A 24,383-nucleotide genomic window follows, 5' to 3' on the forward strand; every position below is an offset into this window, starting at 1 on the left:
GAGCCGTAGGAGTTGAAGTCCTTGCGCTCGACGCCGTGCTCGGCGAGGTACTTGCCGGCCGGGCTGTCGGCCTTGATCGAACCGGCCGGGCTGATGTGGTCGGTCGTGACCGAGTCGCCGAGCTTGGCCAGCACGCGGGCGCCCTCGATGTCGGTGACGGGGGCCGGCTCCATCGTCATGCCCTCGAAGTACGGGGGCTTGCGGACGTAGGTCGACTCGCCGTCCCACTCGAAGGTGTCGCCCTCCGGCGTCGGCAGCGACTGCCAGCGCTCGTCACCGGCGAACACGTCGGCGTAGTCCTCGCTGAACATCTCCTTGCTGATGCTCTGCGCGATGGTCCGCTCGACGTCCTCGGGCGCCGGCCAGATGTCGCGCAGGAAGACGTCGTTGCCGTCGACGTCCTGCCCGAGGGCATCGGTCTCGAAGTCGAAGTCCATCGTGCCGGCGAGGGCGTAGGCGATGACGAGCGGCGGGCTCGCGAGGTAGTTCATCTTGACGTCGGGGTTGATCCGGCCCTCGAAGTTGCGGTTGCCGGACAGGACCGAGACGACGGCGAGGTCGCCCTCGTTGACCGCCTGCGAGACCTCCTCGATGATCGGGCCCGAGTTGCCGATGCAGGTGGTGCAGCCGTAGCCGACGAGGTGGAAGCCGAGCTTCTCGAGGTAGGGCCACATGCCGGCCTTCTCGTAGTAGCCGGTCACGACCTTGGAGCCCGGCGCCATCGAGGTCTTGACCCACGGCGCGACCGACAGGCCCTTCTCGACGGCGTTCTTCGCGAGCATCGCGGCGGCCATCATGACGGACGGGTTCGACGTGTTGGTGCAGCTCGTGATCGAGGCGATCGCGACGTGGCCGTGGTCGATCGTGACGTCCTGGCCACCGACCGTGGCGGCGATCGGGTTGCTGGCCCGGCCGTTGTTCGCCGCCGGCGAGCGCGTCGGCCTGCCGGCCTCCTCCGCGACCTGGTCGGCGTCGTAGGTCGGCGAGTCGGACGCCGGGAAGGAGCCCATCAGCTCCCGGTCGAGCGAGCTCTTCTCGATCGAGTTGCCCTGCACGACATAGTTCTTCAGGTCGCCCTGGAACTGCTCCTTGGCCCGGGACAGCTCGATCCGGTCCTGCGGGCGCTTCGGGCCGGCGATCGAGGGCACGACCGTCGACAGGTCGAGCTCGAGCCGCTCGGAGTAGCGCGCCTCGCGCGACGCGTCGAGCCACATCCCCTGCTCCTTGGCGTACGCCTCGACGAGCGCGACCTGCTCGTCCGAGCGGCCGGTCAGGCGCAGGTAGTCGAGGGTCACGTCGTCGATCGGGAAGATCGCGCAGGTCGAGCCGAACTCGGGGCTCATGTTGCCGATCGTGGCCCGGTTGGCGAGCGGCACCTGGGCGACGCCCTCGCCGTAGAACTCGACGAACTTGCCGACGACACCGTGCTCGCGGAGCATCTCGGTGATCGTCAGGACGACGTCCGTCGCCGTCGCTCCCGACGGGATGGAGCCGGACAGCTTGAAGCCGACGACGCGCGGGATGAGCATCGAGACGGGCTGGCCGAGCATGGCGGCCTCGGCCTCGATGCCGCCGACGCCCCAGCCGAGCACGCCGAGCCCGTTGACCATCGTCGTGTGCGAGTCGGTGCCGACGCAGGTGTCGGGGTAGGCCTGCACGACGCCGCCCTCGCCCTCGCGCGTCATGACGGTCCGGGCCAGGTGCTCGATGTTGACCTGGTGGACGATGCCGGTGCCCGGCGGGACGACCTTGAAGTCGTCGAAGGCGGTCTGGCCCCAGCGGAGGAACTGGTAGCGCTCGCGGTTGCGCTGGTACTCGATCTCGACGTTCTTGGCGAACGCGTCGGGGCGGCCGAAGACGTCGATGATGACGGAGTGGTCGATGACGAGCTCGGCCGGGGCGAGGGGGTTGATCTTCTTGGCGTCGCCGCCGAGGTCGGCCATCGCCTCGCGCATCGTGGCGAGGTCGACGATGCACGGCACGCCGGTGAAGTCCTGCATGATGACGCGGGCCGGGGTGAACTGGATTTCGGTGTCCGGCTCGGCATTCTCGTCCCAGGAGCCGATCGCCCGGATGTGGTCGGCCGTGATGTTCGCGCCGTCCTCGGTCCGCAGCAGGTTCTCGAGGAGGACCTTGAGGCTGTACGGGAGGCTCTCGTGCCCCTCGACGCCCGCGAGGCGGAAGACCTCGTAGGACCGGTCACCGACCTCGAGCGTCCCCTTGGTCTTGAAGCTGTCAACACTGCCCACGTCGGGCTCCTTCCAGCGTCACGATCGATTTATCTTGATATCAAGATATCTAACCATACGGCCTTGCGCTTGTCAGCCCGGGGCCGCTGCGCGTCCTGGGTCCAGCAGGTATGCCGCTCACCCACCGCCCGCGCGCGGCGGTGCGTCAGGCTGGCGCGAGGGCGCGCCGCAGGCCGGGGTCCATGTCGGCCTTGGTGCCGGTCTCGGAGTCGACCCAGACGTAGGTGATGACGCACGTGGCGGTGAGGATCGGGTCGTCGCCGGCACGCCAGATCTCATGGCACAGCGTGAACGAGGACGCACCGACGCTCGTGACGGACACGCGGATCTCGGCACGGTCGAGCGGCTGCAGGCTCGCCACCCAGTCGATCTCGGCGTGGCGCACGAGGGCGTTGGCCCGCTCCTGGGCGAACCGGTAGGGGCCGAACCCGACACTGTCGAGGAAGGCCCACTTCGCGTCCTCGCACCACGTCAGGTAGTGCGAGTTGAACACCACTCCGGCCATGTCGATCTCAGAGAACTTGACGGCAACGGGATAGCTGAACGACAAGTCGGTGTCCTCTCGGCGACGAGCTGGTGGCCTGCGGACAGGAACGTACCAGCCGGCGTCCCCGACTCGCGGCGCCGCCCGGATCGGACCATGGTCCAGTTCCGGAGGCCGACCCCCGCCCGCGCGCCGCTACTCCGAGACGGGCTCCAGGACGGCGATGCACTCGACGTGGTGCGTCATCGGGAAGGCGTCCCACGCCTCGAGGTGCGTCATCCGGTAGCCGTGGGAGCCGAAGGCCTTGACGTCGCGGGCCAGTGCGGCAGGGTCGCAGGCGACGTAGACGACCCGTCGCGGCGCCATCGCGACGACCGAGGCCACCACCTGGGTGCCGGCACCCGTCCGCGGCGGGTCGAGGACCGCCAGGTCGGCCGTGATCCCCTGACGGGCGAGCGAGGCCAGCTCGCGGTCGACCCGGTTCGCACGCCACTCGACGGACGCCAGGTCGGCGCAGTTCTCGATGCCGTGCTCGACGGCACGCGCGTCCCCCTCGACGGCGAGGACGGCTCCGGAGTCACCGACGAGCTCGCCCAGCCGCATCGTGAACAGTCCCGACCCGGCATACAGGTCCAGCACGTGGTCGCCGGGCCCGACCCCGAGGTGGTCGACGACGCTCGTGAGGAACGTCGTCGCGGCGCCCGGGTGTACCTGCCAGAACCCACGCGCCGACAGGACGTACTCCCCCGTCCAGTCGCCGTCGCGTGCGAGCTCCCCGACGAGGCCGCCGTCAGCTCCGGCGTCGCCCGCGCCGACCGGCACGAGCACCGGCTCGTCCGGGTGGGCCGCGTCGACGACGTCGATCGCCTCGACTCCGGTCCAGTCGGTGTCGAGCACCCCTGACGCGATGACGCCCTCGGTCGCGATGAGGCAGTCCTCGATCGGCACGACGCGACGCGAGCGGTACTCCCTCAGCCCGGCCCGGCCCGCCTCGTCGACGGCGAACTCGACCCGGGTGCGCCACCGCAGCCCGTCCTGGTCCCCGGGGACGGGGCGGACCTCGACGTCCACGTCGAGGTGGGCGATACGGGCGAACTGCTCGCGCACCACCGCGGCCTTCAGCTCCCGCTGGTGCGGCACGGCGACATGCTGGAAGTCGCAGCCGCCGCACTGTCCGGGCACGGCATACGGGCAGGGGCGCGCGACTCGATGGGGTGACGCGTCGAGCACCTCCACCGCGTCGGCCCGGACGAACCGGTCGCCGACACGTCCCTCCGTCACGCGAGCCCTGACCCGCTCCCCCGGCAGGGTGTGCCGGACGAAGACGACCTGCCCCTCGTGCCGGGCCACACAGTGACCGCCGTGGGCGATCGGGCCGACCTCGAGCTCCCACTCCGAGCCGACGAGGGACGGCGCGTTGCCTTCCCGCGGCCGGGGACGCCGGCTGCCCCCGCTCACAGCCCTCCCCCACGGACCGAGCCACTGATCGGCGGCTCGTCGATCCAGGCCCGCTCGGCCCCCGCGGAGGACGCGAGCTGCCAGGGGACGCTGACGACCATCACGCCGGGGGTGAAGAGCAGCCGGGCCTTGAGGCGCAGCGCGCTCTGGTTGTGCAGCAGCTGCTCCCACCACTTGCCGAGGACGTACTCGGGCAGGTAAACGGTCACGACGTCCCTCGGGTTGTCGCTGCGGATCGACCTGACGTAGTCGAGGATCGGTCGGGTGATCTGACGGTAGGGGGACGCGAGCACCTTGAGCGGCACGGGGATGTCGTGTCGGGCCCACTCGGACAGCAGCGCCCGGGTCTCGTCCGGGTCGACGTCGACAGTCACCGCCTCGAGGTAGGACGGCCGGCTCGCCCGGGCGTACGCGAGGGCGCGCAGCGTCGGCTTGTGGATCTTCGAGACGCAGACGATCGCGTGCACGTGCGAGGGCAGCAGCGGCCGGTCCGTCTCCCAGTCGACCTCGAGCTCGCTGCCCACCCGGTTGTAGTGCCGCTTGATCGCCAGCATGAGGGCATAGAGCACGATCATCGCGGCGATGGCGTAGCGCGCACCGGCCTGGAACTTCGTGACGAGGACGACGATCAGGACGACGGCGGACATGACGGCGCCGACGGAGTTGATGATGCGCGACCTCTGCATCTGGCGCCGCACCTTGGTGTCGCGCTCCAGCCGGAGGTGCCGGGTCCAGTGGCGGATCATGCCGGTCTGGCTCGTCGTGAAGGAGACGAAGACACCGACGATGTAGAGCTGGATCAGGGCCGTCACGCTCGCGCGGAAGACGATGACGAGCACGATCGCGGCGGCCGACAGCATGAGGATGCCGTTGGAGAAGGCCAGCCGGTCGCCCCGGGTGTGCAGCTGACGCGGCAGGTAGCCGTCCCGGGCGAGGATCGACGCGAGCACAGGGAAGCCGTTGAAGGCCGTGTTGGCGGCGAGGACGAGAATCAGGCCGGTGACGATGGATACGAACCCGATGCCGATCGGCACGCTCGCGAAGACGGTTTTTGCCAGTTGGCCGATGGCCGTGTCCTGCACATAGGTGTCGCCGACCGGCGTTCCGTTGCGCAGCAGCTGGGTGGCGGGGTCGTCGGCGATCTTGATCTGCGTCCATTGGCTGAGGGCGATGATGGAACTCAGCATGGCGATGGAGATGCCGCCCATCAGGAGCAGGGTGGTCGCCGCGTTGTCACTCTTCGGCTTGCGGAAGGCGGGGACCCCGTTCGAGATCGCCTCCACGCCGGTGAGGGCGGCGCACCCGGACGAGAACGCGCGTAGTAGGAGGAAGAACGCGGCGAGCCCGGTGAGCTCCTCCCCGCCCTCCGGGGCGAGGGTGAAGGCGGCGCTCTCCGCGGGGGCGAGGTTGCCAGTGAAGTGCTGGATGAAGCCGTAGACGCCCATCCCGATGATGGAGATCATGAAGGCGTAGACCGGCACCGCGAACGCCCGACCGGACTCGCGCACCCCCCGCAGGTTCATCGCCGTGAGCAGCACGATGAGCCCGACCGCGACAATGACCTCGTGGCCCCGGACGAAGCCGAGGACCGTGGCAGCGTTGGCGACGCCCGAGGAGATGGAGACCGCGACGGTCAGCACGTAGTCGACGAGCAGCGCGCTGGCCACCGTGAGGCCGGCCTTGGGCCCCAGGTTGACGGTCGCGACCTCGTAGTCGCCTCCGCCGGACGGGTAGGCCCGCACGTTCTGCCGGTACGACGCGACGACGACGACCATGACAGCGACCACGGCGAGCGTGATCTCCCAGCTGTGGGTCGATGCGAAGGCTCCTCCGGCCAGCCCGAGCATGAGCAGGATCTCGTCCGGCGCATAGGCCACCGACGACAGCGCGTCGCTCGCGAAGATCGGCAGGGCGAGCCGCTTGGGCAGCAGGGTCTCGCCGAGCCGGTCGCTTCGCATCGCGCGTCCGACGAGGACGCGTTTCAGCAGTGAACCTGAGCCTGGCACGCAGGACACTGTATGCCGCTCAGCGAGCGCACGCGCACACGTGAGCCGTGCGCGTGGCTGGTGTAGCGTCGCGACCGTGCACTTCGTCATCATGGGCTGTGGCCGCGTGGGCTCGACCTTGGCCCGGACCCTCGGACGCAACGGTCACGACGTCGCCGTCATCGACGCCGACCCGGCCGCCTTCCGCCGCCTCGGTCCCGAGTTCGAGGGGCAGACGGTGACCGGCATCGGCTTCGACCGCGACACGCTCGTTGCGGCCGGCATCAAGGAGGCCTACGCCTTCGCCGCAGTCAGCAGCGGAGACAACTCGAACATCCTCGCCGCCCGGGTGGCCCGCGAGACGTTCGGGGTCGAGCACGTCGCGGCCCGGATCTACGACCCCCAGCGGGCGATGGTCTACCAGCGGCTTGGCATCCCGACCGTGGCGACGGTGCGGTGGACGGCCGACCAGATGATCCAGCGGCTCCTCCCGCAGGGATCCATGCCAGAGCTGACCGACCCGAGCGGCAAGATCGTCATCGCAGAGGTGCCCTTGACCGAGGAGTGGGTCGGCCTCCCCCTCACCGACGTCGAGCGCCTCACCGGCAGCCGCGTCGCGTACCTGACCCGCCTGGGCGAGGGAATGCTGCCCGAGCCGGAGACCGTCGTGCAGGCCGGCGACCTCGTCCACCTGGCCGTACGCCGCGACGAGATGGCGCGCGTCGAGCGGATCTGCGACCAGCCGCCCGTCACCACCTGATCCTGAGGAGTCCGATGCGTGTCGTCATCGCCGGGGCCGGCAGCGTGGGCCGGTCCATCGCCCGGGAGCTGCTCGCGAGCGGCCACCAAGTGCTGCTCATCGACAAGGACGCCGACGACGTCCAGGCCTCGCGGGTGCCTGAGGCCTCGTGGCTGCTCGCCGACGCCTGTGAGCTGTCCGCCCTCGAGGAGGCTCGGCTCGAGGAGTCCGAGGTCGTCGTCGCGGCGACGGGCGACGACAAGGCGAACCTCGTCGTGTCGCTGCTGGCCAAGACGGAGTTCGGGGTGCCGCGCACGGTGGCCCGCGTCAACAACCCCAAGAACGAGTGGATGTTCGACGAGTCCTGGGGCGTCGACGTGGCGGTCTCGACGCCGCGCCTCATGACCGCTCTCATCGAGGAGGCGGTGAGCATCGGCGACCTCGTGCGGATCTTCGAGTTCCAACAGGGCCAGGCCTCGATGGTCGAGATCACCCTGCCGGACCGCAGTGAGTTCGTCGGCCGGCGCATTGGCGACGTCACGTGGCCCGAGGACACCGTGCTGGTCGCAATCATCCGAAGCCAGCGCCCGTTCGCCCCGACGACCGACGACGCGATGGAGGCCGGCGACGAGCTGCTCTTCATCACGACCTCGGACCAGGAGTCGCAGCTGCAGCGGCTGCTCGCGCCGGACGTGCGCCCCCGCACCGCGAACGCCTGACCGGACCCCTGCCGGGGACCGTGGACCGCGGCGGCGTGAGCGCCTACGGCGCTGCTGCCGCTGGGTCGATCGGGGTGCGACCGCGCACGAGGATCGCCCCCATCGCGGTCAGCGCGACGAGGTAGGCGGGCCAGCCGAGGGCGACCTTGGCGACGGCGAGGGCGGCCACCTGCTCGGCGAAGTAGAGCGGCACCATGATGCCGAGCCGCACGACGTTGAGCGCGACCAGCACCCAGGCGAGCCGGCACGCAACGGTGACGATGCCGCGGTGCTTGCGCCACCAGGTGGGGTCCTGGGCGAAGACGTCCGGCTCGGCGACTCCGACGACGAAGCCGAAGAGCGGCCACCGGAGCACGTTGGTCACGACGAGGAGCACGAGCAGCCCGGCGTTCTGCAGCATGCCGGGCAGGAAGGCGTCCTCGGCGCGACCCGACCGCAGCGCGAAGAACGCCGAGATGCCGACGCCGGCAGCGGCATACAGGATGAAGCGGACATCCTGGCGCTGGACGAGCCGGACCACGAGGAAGACGAGCGCCACGGCGCCGGCGGCGAGGAGCGACTCGCGCAGGTCACGCCGCACCGACCAGACGAGGGCGAACAGCAGGGTCGGTATGGCGCTCTCGACGGCGCCGCGCCAGCCACCGATGGCCTCGGAGAGCTTCTCCTTCAGCAGCTCCTCGACCGTGGTGTAGCGGCGCAGGTCCTGCGCCTCCGGCGGCGCGTCGGAGCCGAGCCGAGACGAGTCCGCTGCGGCGGATGCGACCGGCTCCGCTTCGCGGTCAGGCGCCATGGTGCCCGTCCCGGCTGATGATCTCGTAGGACGGGTTGAAGATCGTCAGGACGTCGTGGTGCCGGGTGACGCGCCCGGTCGCGCCGAGCTTGACGCCCGGGGCGATGCCGGGGATGCTGCGCCGCCCGAGCCAGATGAGGTGCAGGACGTCCGTGCCGTCCCACAGCTCGGCGTCGAGGGCGGGCACCTCGTCTGCCGGCCGCAGGGTGACCGCCCGGATCTCACCGCGCACACTCACGAGCGTGCGCGGGACGAGATGGCCGATGTGCTGCACGCCGGTCTCGGTGCTCTCCCGCGCCAGCGTGTCGGAGTCGATCTCGGCGGAGGAGCGCATCAGCCGCTTGGCGAGGCGCCCGAGCGCGCCCGCGGGTTCGGGCGCCATGCCTCAGCGGACCTCGGTGATCTCGGGACCCCGCTCGAAGGGGTTGAGGTCCTCCATCCGCGCCGCGCCGGCCTGCTCCTCCGGCACGTCGGTCGTCGCCGTGTCGGGCAGGCGCAGCGGGAGCAGCTCGCGGGGGGCCATGGCCTCGCCGCCCCGGTCGATGACGACGGTCCGGACGACCTCGTGAATCGGCTCGGCCGCGGCCGGCTCGATCGCGGCCCGGCCGCTGACGACGGCACGGAGGAACCATCGCGGCCCGTCGACGCCGATGAACCGGGCGGGGACGAACATGGTCCGGCCGTCCGGGCCGGCCTGGGGCATCCGGGTCTGCAGCTCCTCACCGAACTCGCCCGTGACGACCTCGGCCGTGCCGCCGGAGTCGGTGATCGTCGCCGCGATCTCGTTGCGGATCTCGATCCAGACCCCCTCGGTCCGCGGGGCGGCGAAGGCCTGCAGCTGCACGGCCGACTCGCCGAGGACCGCGGTGACCCCGGTGATCTGCTGCTCCTGCTCGTTGACCTCGAGCCGGAGCTCCATCCCGGGGACGCCCTTGAGCCAGATGGAGCCGAGGTTGAGGTACTCGGACTCGTCGGCCACCTCCCCGCGGTCCCAGGGGCCGCGCGCGGTCGCCGGCTCGCTCGGGTCGCGCGACTCGAGGGCCGGGTCGGTCGCCTCCTCCGGGGCGAGCGCGTCGTCCTGCCGCACGTCCGCGGACTTGTCTCGCTTGAAGAGTCCCACGTTGGTGTTCCGTCCTTCGGTTTACGCGTGTGTGGTCGTGGTGGAGCCGAAGCCGCCGGTCGACCCGTGTCCAGTGTCGCCCCGGAGGGTCGCGTCGAGCGAATCCACCTCGCGGAAACGCGCCCGGACGACGGGCTGGATGACGAGCTGGGCAATCCGGTCGCCCCGGTGGACCACGAAGGTCTCGCGCGGGTCGAGGTTGACCAGGTTGACGATGATCTCCCCCCGGTACCCGGCATCGACCGTGCCCGGCGCGTTGAGGGTCGTGATGCCGTGGCGGGCGGCGAGACCGGACCGGGGCACGACGAAGCCGACGTGCCCGTCGGGCAGGGCCAGCGCGACGCCGGTCGGCACGAGGGCCCGCTCTCCCGGCGGCAGGGTGACGTCCACTCGGGCGACCAGGTCGGCGCCGGCGTCGCCGGGGTGGGCGTAGCGCGGCAGCGGGAGGTCCGGGTCGAGCCGGATGATCTGCACGTCCTGCTCCACGTCCACGCTGCGGCAAGCACAAGGGTCGGTCACGGGGACCGACCCTACTGGTTGTGCTGGGGTGCTCAGGCGGCGCAGTCGGTGCAGATCATCTGGCCACCGACCTCCTTGGCCAGCTGGCTGCGGTGGTGGACCAGGAAGCAGCGCGAGCAGGTGAACTCGTCGGCCTGCTTGGGCAGGACACGGACCGACAGCTCCTCGCCGGAGAGGTCGGCGCCGGGCAGCTCGAAGCCCTCGGCCTGCTCCGTCTCGTCGACGTCGACGCTCGAGGAGCTCTTGTCGACGCGACGGGACTTCAACTCCTCCAGCGAATCCTCAGAGAGGTCGTCGTCTGTCTTGCGGGGTGCGTCGTAATCGGTAGCCATTGTCGCCCTTCCACTCCCTCAACTCATGCGTGGGAGCAACGTCGCATCCCCCACCTTTTGTTCCCGCCGCATGGGCAGCAAAACACAATGTTCGTGGGCGGATTGTGCCTGAAAGCAGACCCGGTGTCACATCCGTTCCGCCGTGCGTCGCGAGGCCCCTGTCAGCGACCGGTGAAGAGCCGACGAACCGGCTCGACGAGGGCGGGTCCGGCGGCCACGGTGAGCTCCGGCCCCGGGTGCCCGGCGACGCCGACGACGCGGGCTCCGGCCTCCTCGGCGACCAGCCAACCAGCGGCGAGGTCCCACGGCTTGAGGCCCGACTCCGCGTAGGCGTCGACGCTGCCGTCGGCGACCCTCACCAGGTCGAGCGCAGCACTGCCGATGCGGCGGATGTCGCGCACTCGGGGCAGGACCTCTCGCAGCACCTCGGCCTGGGCCGCGCGGACCTGCGCCTCGTAGCCGAACCCCGTCGCGAGCAGGGCTCGACCGAGCTCCTCCTCGGTCGAGGCGGCCAGGCGCCTCCGCTCGGGTGACGGTGGCGGGCTCGCCCCAGCTGGCGGGGCCGGCGTGGCCGCGGCACGGGTCCAGGCGCCACCGCCGCGGCGGGCATGGTGCACCAGGCCACGGCAGGGGTCGGACACCGCACCGGCGACCGGTCGCCAGGCGCCGGGCGTCGCGGGATCACCGACGACCACCGCCACGGACACGGCGTAGGCGGGGATGTCGTAGAGGTAGTTGACCGTGCCGTCGATCGGGTCGACGACCCAAGTGAGCCCGGAGCGGCCCGCGACGTCGGCGCCCTCCTCCCCGAGGATCCCGTCGTCGGGCCTGGCGTCCCGGATGAGGCCGTGCAGCAGCGCCTCCGAGCGGCGGTCCATGACCGTCACGACGTCGGTCTCGCTCGACTTCGTGTCGGCGACGCGAACGGTCGACGGGCGCTCGTCCCGGATGAACCGCCCTGCCTCGGAAGCGAACTCGACGCAGAGCCGTTCGAGCTCGAGCAGGTCCGCCGGGTCGACCGCGGTCTCCACGGTGTCCTCAGTCCCGGCCGCAGAGCGCGGGACGCGCGGCACGCAGGTTGGGGCAGCACCCCGGCGCGCACACGGCGGGCATCCGGCCGGGGAAGTCGGGCACGGCCTCGCCACGCGCCTCCGCGGCCCGCTCCTCGACGGCGTCGACCAGGTCCCGGACGAAGGTCGGCAGCGTGCCGACGGTGGGCACCCGGACGAGTCGGACGCCGACCTTCTCAGCCGTCTCGGCCGCCTCGGTGTCGAGGTCGTAGACGACCTCCATGTGGTCCGAGACGAAGCCGATCGGGGCCAGCACGACCGTCCGCACCCCGTCGCGGGCGAGCTCCTCGATCCGGTCGTTGACATCCGGCTCGAGCCACGGCTGGCTCGGCGGGCCGGAGCGGGAGCAGAAGACCAGCTCGCCGGTGAGGTCCCTGCCGAGCCGGCGGTTGCTCTCCTCGGTCAGCGACGACGCGAGGGCGAGGTGCTGGCGCTGGTAGAGGTCGCCGTCCCCGTCGCCCGGGCCCGAGGTCTCGTCCATGGCTGTCGGGATGGAGTGCGTGACGAAGAGCAGCGCGATCTCCTCGTCGGGCGCACCGTCGAGAGCCCGCATCGACTCGAGGAGCCGCTCGAGGTTCGCCGCGCCGAAGCCGGGACGCGGCGCGTAGGGCCCGATCTTGTCCACAGCGACCTCGATCCCCTCCTCGGCCAGCTCCGCGACGGCAGCCGCAAGGTTCTCGCGGTACTGCCGGCAGGAGGAGTAGGACGAGTACGCGCTCGTGGTCACGGCGACCACGCGACGAAGCCCAGCGGCATACCCGTCGCGCAGCGCGTCGGTGATGAAGGGGGCACTGTTGCGGTTGCCCCACAGGACCGGCACGTCCTCGCCGCGCGCGTCCAGCTCGGCGCGCAGCGCGACGAGCAGGGCACGGTTCTGGTCGTTGATCGGGCTGCGGCCGCCGAAGTGGTAGTAGTGCTCGCCGACCTCCGCGAGACGCTCGTCGGGGATGCCACGCCCAGCGGTCACCCGGCGCAGGAACGGCATGACCTCGTCCGGCGCCTCGGGCCCACCGAAGCTGACGAGCAGGATGGCGTCATAGGGCTCCATGGCACTCACTGTCTCAGGCCACGCCGTCCGCGGAGAAACCGGCCCCGGCGCGGCGTGGAGGCTTTCTCGGAGTGGGCAGGGGTGGCATGCTCGGTGGCGCATGGACCTGACCACCGACCCGGGAGACCCATCGATGCAGGACCTTCGGCTCATCGGAGTCCACGAGGACGGGGTGCACCTGATCCTCGGGGACGACGGCGGCAACCGCTACCGGGTGCCGCTCGACGAGCCGCTGCGCGCCGCGGTGCGCCGGGACCGTCCCCGGCTCGGGCAGCTGCAGATCGAGCTGGACGGCGGGCTCCGCCCGAGGGACGTGCAGGCGATGATTCGCGCCGGTCTCACCGCCGAGGAGACTGCGGAGCGGGCTGGCTGGACGGTCGAGAAGGTGCGGCGCTACGAGGGGCCAATCCTCGCCGAGCGCGAGCACGTGGCGCTGCTCGGGCGCCAGGTCCGACTCCGCTCCCCCGGCGGCGGCCCCAGTGCCGGTGTCCTCGGCACCCGGGTCGACGAGCGGCTCCGCTCCCGGCAGATCGACTCGGGCACCGCCCGGTGGGACTCGCGTCGTGACCACAGGGGCCGGTGGACCATCGTCGTCTTCTTCAACGCCGGCGGACGCCAACGCCAGGCGGAGTGGTCCTTCGACCTGCTCGCGCGCACCGTGCAGGCGCTCGACGACGAGGCCCGGTGGCTCAGCGCCGACGAGGAGGTCGAGCCGGCCGGCCCGATCCCCGCCCCGCACCTGCGGGAGGCCCGGCCCACCGAGGTGTATGACGTCGAGGCCGAGGGCGGCGTCGCCGCGCCCGGGCGGCGGCACCGCGACGGGGAGTCCATCGACCTCATGGCGGCCATGCGGGAGCGCAGTGCCAAGCGGGGCCGGCGTCGCCGCCCCCGTGCGTCCGACGCGCCCGGGATCGACGCGGCACCCGATGACGCGCTGCCCCTCATGCCGCTCGCTGTCACCCTCGAGGAGGCGGGCAGCCCGCCGGCCGCGCACCCGCACCCCGAGGATGACCCACATGCCCTGCCGGTCGACGCCGCGCAGGAGGCGGGTGCCGCCGTGGACGGCGACGCCGACAGCGAGGACGGCTACGCCGACGCCGGTCCGGACTCGGACGCCGCGGACCACGCAACCGCCGCCACGGAGCCGGAGAAGTCGACGTCCGTCGGTCCGGAGACCGCGACCGAGCCTGACGCTGTGGCCGAGCCCGACGCTGTGGCCGAGCCAGACGCCGTGGCAGAGCCGACCAGCACGCAGAACGGCCGCGTGCGGCCGCCGGCGGACCCACCGGCGCAGCCGTCGACGGCGCCTGCGGCACGCCCCGTCGACGCCGAGGAGCAGCCGGTGCCCGAGCCACGGCGTCCTCGCCCCGCTACGAAGCGACCGGCCGCCCGCAAGTCCGGCCGTCCGAGCGTGCCGAGCTGGGACGACATCATGTTCGGCAAGAAGCCCGACTGAGCCGAACCGGCGCTCCGCTCCTCCCTCGCTGGCGCTCGGTCGATGCTCACGCCTTGGCTCAGCGGAACCCCCTGGCCGACTGAGCCGAACCGGCGCTCCGCTCCTCCCTCGCTGGCGCTCGGTCGATGCTCACGCCTTGGCTCAGCGGAACCCCCTGGCCGACTGAGCCGAACCGGCGCTCCGCTCCTCCCTCGCTGGCGCTCGGTCGATGCTCACGCCTTGGCTCAGCGGAACCCCCTGGCCGACTGAGCCGAACCGGCGCTCCGCTCCTCCCTCGCTGGCGCTCGGTCGATGCTCACGCCTTGGCTCAGCGGAACCCCCTGGCCGACTGAGCCGAACCGGCGCTCCGCTCCTCCCTCGCTGGCGCTCGGTCGATGCTCACGCCTTGGCTCAGTCGGACTGGGTGATGGGCAGCAGGGGCGGTCGCGGCGGCAGCGGGCACACGTCGAGGTCGAACGGCAGCAGCGCCGGTGTCGGCGAGGCGGCCCGGGCCGCGTGGGACGTCATGCGCCGCATGTAGTGGCGCCGGCAGAGCACCTCATACTCGACGACCCCCACCTCGTCCGTGGCGACGTCGCCGACGACGACCTGCTCCCCCTCGACGACCATGGTCCCGTCGACGACTCGCGCGTTGACCGTCGCGCGGCGCCCGCACCAGCACAGCGCCTCCACCTGGAGCACCTGGACGCGATCGGCGAGCTCGACGAGACGCTTCGAGCCGGGGAACAGCTCCGTGCGGAAGTCGCTCGTGATCCCGAAGGCGAACACGTCGATCTCCATCTCGTCCACGACGCGGGCCAGCTGCTCGACCTGTGACGAGCTGTAGAACTGCGCCTCGTCACAGATCAGGTAGTCGATGTGCTGGCCCGCTGTGGCCCGTTCGACGATGACCTCCCAGAAGTCGAGCTCGTCGGCGACCTCGATCGCGCCCGTGGCGAGGCCGAGCCGCGAGGACAGCATGTTCGTACCCGCCCGGTCGTGCTGGCTGAAGATGAGCCCGGTGCGTCCGCGAGCCGCGTGGTTGTGGTCCATCTGCAGCGCGAGGGTCGACTTGCCGCAGTCCATGGTGCCGGTGAAGAAGACGAGCTCAGCCACGAGGCGGCAGCCTATCGACCCAGCGCGGCCCGGCGGGGCGGCACGACGATGACCGGGACGGCGAGCTCCGCCTCGCTCGTGGAGCCGTGCACGCCCAGCAGCGCAATGATCTCCTTGCGCATGAGGCCGGAGTGGACGACCGCGAACTGGTCCTGCATCGCCACGACGAGGTCCCCGATCCGCGGCAGGACCAGCGGGGTCGTCGCACCGAACCAGCCCTCGTCGACCGCCTCGTCCCGAGTCATGACCCGGGCGAGCCGGCCGAGCCGCTCCCGCCACGCCTCGGCGATGGCCTGCTGTGCACCGGGCTGGACGTAGAGCTGCAGGTTGCGCGGCTCGCCGCCGAGGTGGCGCACCCCGGCCATGAGGTCCGGCTCGTGGGCCAGGTCGAGGCGCTGGTCGAACGGCACGTCGACCATGCCGTGGTCCGCCGTGACGACGATCGACGTGTCGTCGGGCACCCGGTCGGCGAGAGACGCGAGCGCCCGGTCGACCGCCTCGACCTCGTCGCCCCACTGCCACGACTGGCAGCCGTGGACGTGGCCCACCTTGTCGACCTCACCCCAGTAGAGGTAGACGAGGGACCGTCTGGTCGCCCGCGCGCTCTCGACACTGGCCGCCACCCGGTCGTCGAGGTGCTTGGCGGCCACGAACCGACCGCCGCGCAGCGCCGCGTTGGTCAGACCCGACCCGTCGAAGTAGTGGGGTCCGACCCTGGTCACCGCGACGCCGCTGGCCTCGGCCGTCTGGAACACCGTGCGGCTCGGCTGCCACCGGAGCGGGTCGGGCCCGTCCTCCCAGGACAGCTCGTTGAGCAGCCGGTCCGTGTCGGGGTCGAGCACCTGGAAGCCGACGAGCCCGTGCGAACCGGGCGGCAGCCCGGTGCCGAACGAGCCCATCGACGTGGCTGTCGTCGTCGGGAAGCCGCACGGGATGCGCCTGGCCGAGGCGAGGTGCTGGCGCAGGAACGGCGCGTGCCCGCTGCGCTGGGCGAGCAGGTCGTAGCCCAGCCCGTCGACGAGGACGACGACGGTGCGCGGCACCGGTGGCAGACCGAACCGGTCCGCTCCGGCGAAGTCCGGCACGCCGAGAGAGTCCGCCACCGACGGGAGCACCGAGGCGAGCGTGCCGGCCGACCAGTCGGGCACGCGCGACTCGTCGGTCACCGCCGCGCCACCCCACCGCCGATGCTGGCCGAGAGGGTGCGGGCAAAGGCGAGCGCCGTGTCGACCGCGCCCTCGCCGTCGGCGGCCGCACTGATGCGCAGACTGATGTCGTCGGAGGCGACGGTGCCCTCGAAGCCATGGTCGGCGGTGCACTCCGGGTCGGCGCACTGGGCCGGCAGCAGGTCGAGCCGGCTCACGGCTCCCCAACCGATGGTGAGCGTGATGTCCCGGGAGTGGGTTCCCGAGCTGAACGTCTCGGGGTCGGCGACGACGTGCGTGACCATGACGCCACGCAACGCCGCCAGCGGCACCGTCTCGGTCGTCGCCGTCGCCGTTGCGGGGGCACCCGGCTCCGAGAAGTCGTCGGCGTGGGCGATCACGAGTCGCTGGGGCGTCACGACGAGGACCGTGACGTGGCGCCGGACCGTCTCGTCGTCGAACGTCGTCTCCTGGTGGACCAGGTGCGAGATGACCTCGTCGCCCGCCACCGCCGACTCCACGACGTCGCAGACGAGGGCCGGGTAGTACCCGGCGTGGGTGATGGCGAGGGTCAGGTCCTCCGGAAGGGCCTGGTCCTGCTCCTGGGAGACACGGCGCATGGGCCCCATCCTTGCACTCCCGGTCAGGTCATCCGGCGACGACCGGGGTCCTGGCGCAGGAGCGCCGGACGGACGACGACCTCGGCACCGAGCGTGTCGACCCCGCCCGTCCAGGCGTTGACCGGGTTGAGCTCGACGCTCGCCAGCTCGGGATGGTCGTCGGCGAGTACGGAGAGCCGCGCCACCAGGTCGCGCAGCGCGGCCCGGTGGACGGGGGCCGCGCCCCGGTGGCCGGCCAGCAACGGGGCCGCCTTGACGCCCGAGATGAGGTCGCGCACGTCGACGTCGGTGAGGGGCGGGATGCGGTGCGCCACGTCGTCGAGCAGCTCCGTCGGCGGTCCGGCCACGGAGAAGCTGACCACCGGTCCGAAGAGGGGGTCCTCCTGAGCGGTGAGGACGCAGGACACCCCGGGGACGGCCATCCGCTGCACGACGAAGGTGCCGTCACCCAGGGCTCCGAGTCGTTGGCTGAGCGACTCGTAGGCGTCCCGGACCGCCTCGGCGTCGCCGAGGTCGCTGCGCAGGCCGGCAATGCCCGGCTGGTGTCGGACGACGGGTGAGGTCGACTTGAGGATGACGGGATAGGTGAGCCGCTCGGCCGCGGCGACGGCCTCGTCAGCGGACCCGACGGCCGCCGCCGGCCACAGGCGGATGCCGTAGCCCTCGAGCAGCTCCGCCGCCTCGTCGCGCGTCAGGGCGCGACCGTCCGGGCTGTCGGCCAGGACACGGTCGATGAACGCCTCCACCCGCAGCCGGTCGATGCCGGCAGGCACCACGGGAGCGCCGCGGTCCCGCGCGCGCCACTGCGCGTAGCGGGTTACGGCGTTGAGCGCCCGGATGCCATCCTCCGGCATCGTGTAGGACGGCACGATGCGATCAGTGCCGTCGGCTTCCTCGTAGCTCAGCCCGCCCTCGACGCCGCGCATCCCGAGGAACGTCGCGACGCACGGCTTCTGGTGGCGTGCCACGACCGCGCGGACAGCGGCCGTCAGGTCCTCGTCCAGGGTCATGAGCGGTGGGATGAAGCCGGCCACGACGCTGTCGACGTTCGGGTCGGCGAAGGCCGCCTCGAGAGCACTCGCGAACTCGTCCGCGCTGGCCTGCGGAAGTAGTGAGACCGGTCCGTGCGTCACGTCCAGCCCCCAGCTGAGGCACGCGGAGGCACTGATCGAGCCGAGGGCGTCGGAGTTGCCGACGATCGCGACCCGCTGGCCGGCCGGCAGCGGCTGGTGCAACGTGAGCTGGGCGACGTCGAAGAGCTGGTGGATGTTCTCGACCCGGATGACTCCTGCCTGGCGGAGGAGGGCGTCGAAGGCCTGCGGCGGCACCTGGGTGCGCCGCGTCCGGTGCCCGGGCGGTGCGGCGAAGCTCGAGACCCCGGACGACACGACCACGACGGGCTTGACCATGGCGAGCTGCCGGGCGATCCGGGAGAACTTGCGGGGGTTGCCCATCGACTCGAGATAGAGACCGACGGTGTGGGTGTCCTCGTCATCGATCCAGTACTGCATGAGGTCGTTGCCGGAGACGTCCGCCCGGTTCCCGGCAGACGCAAAGACGGAGATGCCGAGACCTCGACGAGCGGCCGAGGCGAGGACCGCGATCCCGAGGGCGCCGCTCTGGGCGAAGAGCCCGAGCCGTCCCGGGGGCGGCACCATCGGCGCGAGGCTCGCGTTGAGGCGCACGTCCGGATGGGTGTTGATGAGCCCGAAGCTGTTGGGTCCGACGAGCCGCATGCCCGCCAGCCGGACCTCGCGGCGCAGCTGCTCCTGTAGACGTGTGCCCTCCTCCCCTGCCTCGGCGAAGCCGGACGAGAGGACGAGCAGCGCCTTGACGCCCGCCCGCCCGCAGTCCCGGACCACGCCCTGCACCTGGTCCGCGGGAACCACGACGACGGCCAGGTCGATGGGCCCCGGCGCCTCCTCGACGGAACGGTAGGCCGGCACGCCCTGCAGCTCGTCGACCTCGGGGTGGATCGCGACGAGCTCCCCCTGGTAGCCGGAGCGCAAGATGTTGGCGAGCACCAGCGCACCCACCGACCCCTCCCGCCGGCTCGCGCCGACCAGCGCCACTCGCTCGGGGAACAGGATCGTGTGCATGCTGCGCGACTCGGCGCGGTGCTCGCGCGAGAGAGCGACCGCCTTGGAGTGCTCGGTCGGCTCGATCGCGAAGGACAGCTCGACGACGCCGTCCTCGACCCGGTGGGTCACCTCGTAGCCGGCGTCCTTGAAGACCATGAGCATCTTGCGGTTCTGCGGAAGCACCTCGGCGGTGAACTTCTCGATGCCGAGCTCGCGGGCGATCGCCGCGAGGTGCTCGAGGAGCACCGACCCGATGCCCCTGCCCTGGAAGCGGTCCGAGATGTTGAACGCCACCTCGGCGGAGGTGCTCCCCCCGAGCCGGTCGTACCGGCCGACGCCGATGATGTCGGCGCCCACGGTCGCGACGAGCGCGACACGGTCGTGGTGGTCGACGTGGGTGAACCGGTGGACGTCGCGGTCGCTCAGCTCCTTCAGCGGCGCGAAGAACCGGAGGTAGATCGACTCGGCCGACTGCGCGTTGTGGAACCGGCGCAGCGCGTCGGCATCCGCGGGTCGGATCGGTCGCAGGTGGGCGACCGACCCGTCCCGCAGGACGACATCGGCCTCCCACTCCTCCGGAGGGGTGGGCACGAGCGTGCCGGCTTCGTCCGCAACAGACCTCGTCTCGGCGTCGGGCATGGCGCCATCGTGTCACGCCGCAGTCCGGTCGGGGCGGCGTGCCAAGGTGAACACATGGAGTTCCAAGAGGTGGTCCGCCGTCGCCGTATGGTCCGTCGCTACGACCCCGACCGCCCGGTGCCCGACGAGGTCCTGAAGGCCTGTCTCGACAACGCCGTCCGTGCCCCGAGTGCCGGGTTCAGCCAGGGCTGGGACTTCCTCGTCCTGCGCACCGAGGACGAGCGGGGCCGGTTCTGGGCGGCCACCACGGAAGCGGGCGCTGAAGCGGATCCCTGGCTGAGCGGCATACAGGCTGCTCCGGTGCTGATCCTCTGTCTCTCGGACAAGGACGCCTACCTCGACCGCTACGCCCAGCCCGACAAGGGCTGGACCGACCGGAGCGAGAGCCACTGGCCGGTTCCCTACTGGGACATCGACACGGGCATGGCGGCGCTGCTCATCCTGCTGACCGCCGTCGACGCGGGCCTCGGCAGCCTCTTCTTCGGCGTCCCCGCGGAGCGACACGCGGCGGTCCACGATGCGCTGGGGATCCCGGCCGGTCGGTCAGTCGTCGGCGTCGTCTCCCTCGGCTACGCCGTGCCGGGACCGAAGAGCCCGAGCCTGCGGCGGCACCGGCGCACCGGGGCCGAGGTGACCCACTGGGGCCGGTTCGGCCAGCAGTAGCCCGACGCGGTCCGTCAGGCCTGCGGCCCGTCGGCGCGCTCGCCGGTCTCCTGGCTGATCGCCTGCACGAGCCCGCCGGTGTCCTGGGTCGGCAGGGACCGGGCGATGTCCGCCTGGGAGATCACGCCGACGACGTCCTGCCCGTCGACGACCGGGAGGCGACGCACCTGGTTCTGGGCGAACGCGTTGAGGACGGCCTGCTCGTCGTCGTCGACGCTCACCACGACGACCGTCTGGGTGCTGATCTCGCCGACCGTGGAGGTCGTCGGATCGAACCCTTCGGCGATGCCACGCACGACGATGTCGCGGTCGGTGAGCATGCCGGCGAGCGCGCCGGTGGAGTCCTTGATCGGCATCGACCCGACCCCCGAGGACCGCAGGGCCTGCGCTGCAGCGACCAGCGTGTCTCCCTCGTTGAGGCAGTGGGCGGGGCTCGTCATCAGGTCACGTGCGGTGGGCATCAGCGTCCTCCTCGCGGGTCGGACCCGGCGGCTCCGGACGCCACGGGTCGGGGCCGTCCCTCGCCGCTGCTCTTACCCACTCCCGGGCCGCTCGCTCCACCGCGCGGCCCCCGACGGCGTGGCAGTGCGGTGACCCCGCCGTCCCTGGGGGAAGATGGGGTGTTCGCACGCCGACCCAAGGAGCACGACTCGGCATGGCCCGCCGCACCACGACCGCACCGCCGGAGGACTTCGAAGAGAAGATCATCGGGATCGACGTCGAGGAGGAGATGCAGAACGCCTTCCTCGAGTACTCCTACTCCGTCATCTACTCCCGAGCCCTCCCCGACGCACGCGACGGGCTCAAACCGGTGCAGCGGCGCATCCTCTACGGCGCCAACGAGCTGGGCCTGCGTCCCGACCGCGGGCACGTCAAGAGCCAGCGGATCATCGGCGAGGTCATGGGCAAGTACCACCCGCACGGTGACCAGGCCATCTACGACGCCCTCGTCCGGATGGCGCAGCCGTTCACCCTCCGCCTGCCCCTCATCGACGGGCACGGCAACTTCGGCTCGCTCGACGACGGGCCGGCCGCCGCTCGCTACACCGAGGCACGCCTGGCGCCGGCCGCGCTGCTCATGGTCTCCGGGCTCGACGAGGACACGGTCGACTTCGTCCCCAACTACGACGACACCCACCTGCAGCCCGGCGTGCTCCCGGCCGCCTACCCGAACCTGCTCGTCAACGGCGCCTCCGGCATCGCGGTCGGCATGGCGACGAACATGCCGCCGCACAACCTCGTCGAGGTCATCGGGGCCGCTCGGCACCTGATCGACCACCCCGACTGCTCGCTCGAGGACCTGATGAAGTTCGTGCCGGGCCCCGACCTGCCGGGCGGCGGCCGGATCGTCGGGCTCGAGGGCATCCGCGACGCCTACCTGACGGGCCGAGGCAGCTTCCGCACGCGGGCCACTGCTCGGATCGAGTCGGTGACACCCCGGCGCAAGGGCATCGTCGTGACCGAGCTGCCCTACCTCGTCGGGCCGGAGAAGCTCTTCGAGAAGATCAAGGACCTCGCCGACGGCAAGAAGTTGCAGGGCATCTCGGACCTCAAGGACCTGTCCGACCGGCAGAACGGCATGCGGCTCGTCATCGAGATCAAGAATGGCTTCAACCCCGAGGCCGTCCTCGAGCAGCTCTACAAGCTGACGCCGATGGAGGAGAACTTCGGCATCAACAACGTCGCCCTCGTCGACGGACAGCCGCGCACCATGGGTCTGAAGGAGCTGCTGAAGGTCTACGTCGAGTTCCGCACCGACGTCGTCCGGCGTCGCTCGGCGTTCCGGCTCGGCAAGCGGGAGGAGCGCCTCCACCTCGTCGAGGGCCTGCTCATCGCGATCCTCGACATCGACGAGGTCATCCAGCTGATCCGCTCGTCCGACGACGCCGCAACGGCCCGCACCCGACTGATGGACGTCTTCGACCTGTCGGAGGCCCAGGCGACCTACATCCTCGACCTGCAGCTGCGCCGCCTGACCAAGTTCTCCCGGATCGAGCTCGAGTCGGAGAAGAGCGACCTCGAGCGGGAGATCGAGGCACTGCGGGCCCTGCTCGAGAACGAGAAGCTGCTGCGCCAGCTCGTGTCGAGCGAGCTCGCCGACGTGGCCAAGGCGCACGGCACCCCTCGGCGCACGGTGCTGCTCGAGAGCTCCGGCGAGGCCGCCGCGACGACACCGCTGGAGGTCTCCGACGACCCGTGCTGGGTCCTGCTCTCCTCGACGGGGCTGCTGGCCCGCACCGCCAACGCGGAGGTGCCGAGCGCGGACGGGCCACGTGCCAAGCACGACGCGATCATCGGTGCGGTCCGGACCACGAACCGTGGCGAGTTCGGCCTCGTGACGACCGCCGGCCGCATGGTCCGTCTCTCGGCCCTCGACCTGCCCACCCTGCCACCGACCAACGGCGCACCGAGCCTCTCGGGAGGGGCACCGCTCGCCGCCTACGTCGACCTCACGGGTGGCGAGGAGCCCGTCACCATCGTCCCAGTCGGGGACGGGGCACCGGTGATCGCCGTCGGCACCGCTCGTGGGGTCGTCAAGCGGGTCACCGCCGATGCGCCCAAGAGCGCGAGCTGGGATGTCATCAGCCTCAAGGACGGCGACCGCGTCGTGGGCGCGGCCGTGGCGAACGACGATGCGCTCGACCTCGTCTTCATCACGAGTGACGCCCAGCTGCTGCGCTTCGGGGCCGGCAACGTGCGGCCCCAGGGACGCACCGCCGGCGGCATGGCGGGGGTCCGGCTCGCGGCCGGCGCGGAGGCGGTCTTCTTCGGTGTCGTCGACCCCCGCGGTGACGCGGCCGTCGTGACGTCTGCTGGCACGTCGGCTGCCCTCCCCGGCACCGAGGGCGGGTCGCTCAAGGTCACTCCGTTCACCGAGTACCCGCACAAGGGTCGCGGCACCGGCGGCGTGCGCTGCCACCGCTTCCTCAAGGGCGAGGACCGCCTCATCGTCGCCCACGCCGGCAACACTCCGCTGCGGGCCAGCGCGGCGAACGGCGTGGCCATCGAGCTCCCGCCGGCAGAGGGCCGCCGGGACGGCTCCGGCGTGCCCTCGACCCACGTCATCGCCCGCGTCGCCGCACCGGTCCGCCCGGATGTGACGGCGTGACGGATCGACATCCGGCGACGGTCGGCCACGGCACGTCGGCGTCCGACGCCTGCTCGGTCCTGTGGCAGCAGGACGGCACGAGCGCCTACGGCACCGCTGCCCGAGCGGGCTTCTTCGTCGTGCTCGAGCAGCCCGGTCCGTGGGGACGCAAGGCCGCCGAGGAGTCGCACCTACCGCGCGACGTCGGCATCGAGCTCGACCGGCTGGCCTCCGCCGCTGGCGGCCGCTTCATGCTGATGCGCCGGCCGGGGCCGCACGTCGACCGTCCCGGCGGGCAGCACGTCCTCGTCGGCCACGCGGGTGGCTCCCGGGCCGAGGCGTGGCTCCTCGAGGGCCGCGTCGCCTCTCCCGCGGACCTGGTCGGGCTGGACTGGGCGGCGCTCGCGGAAGGCCGGGTCGAGGCGGTCGCGGCCACGCTGCCGGGCGCCGGGCTGAGCCCGCCGGTGTTGCTCATCTGCACGAACGGCCGCCGAGACGTCTGCTGCGCCGTCCGGGGACGACCGCTGGCAGCGGCCGCGGCGCACCTCGACCCCACACGCGTCTGGGAGGTGTCCCACACGGGTGGCCACCGCTTCGCGCCGACCGCCGTCCTGCTGCCCTGGGGGCAGGCGTTCGCTCGCCTGACCGAGGACACCACGGCTCAGCTCCTGCGCTCGAGCCTGACGAACGCGATCCCCCTGGACCTGCTGGGACCACACCACGACCGCGGACGTTCGGCGCTGGCGCCCGCGCTGCAGGCCGCCGAGTCCTTCGTCCGCCACCTGGTGGGTGAGACCGACCTCCCCGCGTTCACCACCGAGGCCGTGCCCGACACCGAGGCGTGGACCGGCCGCCGAGCCGACAGTGCTCCAGCTGACAGTGCCCCGGCCGACGGGGAGTCAGCCGGCGGCGCGCCCACCGCCGACGACGGGTCGGTCAGCCACGCGTGGGTACGGCACGCCGATGGTCGCGAGTGGCGGGTCCGGGTCGTGCGCAAGGCGCTCGGCCGGCAGCGCCCCGAGTCATGCGGCAAGGCGCCAGTCGAGGTCCACGAGTACGAGGTGGCACTCACCGGCTGACGGG

General features: G+C 71.6%; 22 protein-coding genes. 6 read left to right on the top strand and 16 right to left on the bottom strand.

Translation table 11 applies throughout. From position 1 onward, the window contains the following. The 4 genes from N864_RS03675 to N864_RS03690 form a co-directional block, all read right to left on the bottom strand. Positions 1-2,249, bottom strand: a 2,249-nt coding sequence (locus tag N864_RS03675) for an aconitate hydratase (RefSeq protein WP_034713634.1), incomplete at its 3' end; no start/stop codon positions are given. Between the two features lie 145 nt (positions 2,250-2,394). After that, positions 2,395-2,799: an acyl-CoA thioesterase gene (locus N864_RS03680; RefSeq protein ID WP_051518153.1), complete on the bottom strand. Its 405-nt coding sequence runs from the start codon at positions 2,797-2,799 to the stop codon at positions 2,395-2,397. A gap of 129 nt (positions 2,800-2,928) precedes the next feature. Continuing rightward, positions 2,929-4,191 carry a class I SAM-dependent RNA methyltransferase gene (locus N864_RS03685; RefSeq protein ID WP_034713635.1) on the bottom strand — a complete coding sequence of 421 codons (1,263 nt, stop codon included), beginning with the start codon at positions 4,189-4,191 and terminating at the stop codon, positions 2,929-2,931. After that, on the bottom strand, positions 4,188-6,149 hold the full coding sequence (locus N864_RS03690; RefSeq protein WP_051518154.1) for an APC family permease: 1,962 nt from the start codon (positions 6,147-6,149) through the stop codon (positions 4,188-4,190). The genes N864_RS03685 and N864_RS03690 overlap by 4 nt, the downstream gene beginning before the upstream one ends. A gap of 124 nt (positions 6,150-6,273) precedes the next feature. Here N864_RS03690 and N864_RS03695 point away from each other — a divergent pair, with 124 nt between their 5' ends. Together N864_RS03695 and N864_RS03700 are read left to right on the top strand one after the other, a co-directional pair. Beyond that, positions 6,274-6,936, top strand: coding sequence for a potassium channel family protein (locus tag N864_RS03695; protein ID WP_034713636.1), 663 nt, complete (start codon positions 6,274-6,276; stop codon positions 6,934-6,936). A 14-nt stretch (positions 6,937-6,950) separates the two neighbouring features. Beyond that, positions 6,951-7,634 carry a potassium channel family protein gene (locus N864_RS03700; RefSeq protein ID WP_034713638.1) on the top strand — a complete coding sequence of 228 codons (684 nt, stop codon included), beginning with the start codon at positions 6,951-6,953 and terminating at the stop codon, positions 7,632-7,634. A gap of 43 nt (positions 7,635-7,677) precedes the next feature. Here N864_RS03700 and N864_RS03705 read toward each other — a convergent pair whose 3' ends face one another. The 7 genes from N864_RS03705 to N864_RS03735 form a co-directional block, all read right to left on the bottom strand. Beyond that, positions 7,678-8,424 carry a DUF3159 domain-containing protein gene (locus tag N864_RS03705; RefSeq protein WP_081793341.1) on the bottom strand — a complete coding sequence of 249 codons (747 nt, stop codon included), beginning with the start codon at positions 8,422-8,424 and terminating at the stop codon, positions 7,678-7,680. After that, positions 8,414-8,806 (bottom strand): OB-fold nucleic acid binding domain-containing protein, encoded by a 393-nt coding sequence (locus N864_RS03710; protein WP_034713640.1) that lies wholly within the window; start codon positions 8,804-8,806, stop codon positions 8,414-8,416. Before N864_RS03710 ends, N864_RS03705 begins: the two co-directional genes overlap by 11 nt. Before the next feature lie 3 nt (positions 8,807-8,809). Next, a complete protein-coding gene (locus N864_RS03715; RefSeq protein WP_034713641.1) occupies positions 8,810-9,544 on the bottom strand; it encodes a DUF3710 domain-containing protein in 735 nt (244 codons plus the stop codon). 21 nt (positions 9,545-9,565) lie between these two features. After that, a complete protein-coding gene (dut, locus tag N864_RS03720; protein WP_051518155.1) occupies positions 9,566-10,063 on the bottom strand; it encodes a dUTP diphosphatase in 498 nt (165 codons plus the stop codon). Between the two features lie 32 nt (positions 10,064-10,095). Then, a complete protein-coding gene (locus N864_RS03725) occupies positions 10,096-10,395 on the bottom strand; it encodes a DUF4193 domain-containing protein (RefSeq protein WP_034713644.1) in 300 nt (99 codons plus the stop codon). A gap of 161 nt (positions 10,396-10,556) precedes the next feature. Next, on the bottom strand, positions 10,557-11,426 hold the full coding sequence (locus tag N864_RS03730) for an inositol monophosphatase family protein (RefSeq protein ID WP_034713683.1): 870 nt from the start codon (positions 11,424-11,426) through the stop codon (positions 10,557-10,559). 7 nt (positions 11,427-11,433) lie between these two features. Continuing rightward, positions 11,434-12,513: a ferrochelatase gene (locus tag N864_RS03735; RefSeq protein ID WP_034713646.1), complete on the bottom strand. Its 1,080-nt coding sequence runs from the start codon at positions 12,511-12,513 to the stop codon at positions 11,434-11,436. Between the two features lie 100 nt (positions 12,514-12,613). On the opposite strand from N864_RS03735, the gene sepH reads away from it, so the two are divergent. Next, positions 12,614-13,969 carry a septation protein SepH gene (gene sepH, locus N864_RS23445; protein ID WP_051518156.1) on the top strand — a complete coding sequence of 452 codons (1,356 nt, stop codon included), beginning with the start codon at positions 12,614-12,616 and terminating at the stop codon, positions 13,967-13,969. 390 nt (positions 13,970-14,359) lie between these two features. Here the strand turns inward: sepH and N864_RS03745 are convergent, their stop codons facing one another. The 4 genes from N864_RS03745 to N864_RS03760 are packed head-to-tail and all read right to left on the bottom strand — an operon-like array spanning position 14,360 to position 19,549. Continuing rightward, positions 14,360-15,064, bottom strand: a complete 705-nt coding sequence (locus N864_RS03745; protein WP_034713649.1) for a thymidine kinase — start codon at positions 15,062-15,064, stop codon at positions 14,360-14,362. 11 nt (positions 15,065-15,075) lie between these two features. Continuing rightward, positions 15,076-16,230 carry an alkaline phosphatase family protein gene (locus tag N864_RS03750; protein WP_051518157.1) on the bottom strand — a complete coding sequence of 385 codons (1,155 nt, stop codon included), beginning with the start codon at positions 16,228-16,230 and terminating at the stop codon, positions 15,076-15,078. Then, complete coding sequence (locus N864_RS03755) at positions 16,227-16,829, bottom strand: DUF5998 family protein (RefSeq protein WP_034713651.1); 603 nt, start codon at positions 16,827-16,829, stop codon at positions 16,227-16,229. The genes N864_RS03750 and N864_RS03755 overlap by 4 nt, the downstream gene beginning before the upstream one ends. 23 nt (positions 16,830-16,852) lie before the next feature. Next, the gene (locus tag N864_RS03760) at positions 16,853-19,549 is read right to left on the bottom strand and encodes a bifunctional acetate--CoA ligase family protein/GNAT family N-acetyltransferase (protein WP_051518158.1); all 2,697 of its coding nucleotides are present in this window, start codon (positions 19,547-19,549) and stop codon (positions 16,853-16,855) included. A gap of 54 nt (positions 19,550-19,603) precedes the next feature. On the opposite strand from N864_RS03760, the gene N864_RS03765 reads away from it, so the two are divergent. Continuing rightward, the gene (locus N864_RS03765; RefSeq protein ID WP_034713654.1) at positions 19,604-20,212 is read left to right on the top strand and encodes a nitroreductase family protein; all 609 of its coding nucleotides are present in this window, start codon (positions 19,604-19,606) and stop codon (positions 20,210-20,212) included. A 14-nt stretch (positions 20,213-20,226) separates the two neighbouring features. On the opposite strand, the gene N864_RS03770 is transcribed toward N864_RS03765, so the two are convergent. Then, entirely contained in the window at positions 20,227-20,673 is a 447-nt protein-coding gene (locus N864_RS03770; RefSeq protein WP_034713656.1) for a CBS domain-containing protein, read from the bottom strand. 194 nt (positions 20,674-20,867) lie between these two features. On the opposite strand from N864_RS03770, the gene N864_RS03775 reads away from it, so the two are divergent. Next, on the top strand, positions 20,868-23,321 hold the full coding sequence (locus N864_RS03775; protein WP_034713658.1) for a DNA gyrase/topoisomerase IV subunit A: 2,454 nt from the start codon (positions 20,868-20,870) through the stop codon (positions 23,319-23,321). Then, a complete protein-coding gene (locus N864_RS03780) occupies positions 23,318-24,379 on the top strand; it encodes a sucrase ferredoxin (protein ID WP_051518159.1) in 1,062 nt (353 codons plus the stop codon). The genes N864_RS03775 and N864_RS03780 overlap by 4 nt, the downstream gene beginning before the upstream one ends. The last annotated feature ends 4 nt before the right edge of the window (positions 24,380-24,383 follow it).

The organism is Intrasporangium chromatireducens Q5-1 (assembly GCF_000576575.1).
Taxonomy (GTDB): Bacteria; Actinomycetota; Actinomycetes; order Actinomycetales; family Dermatophilaceae; genus Intrasporangium_A; species Intrasporangium_A chromatireducens.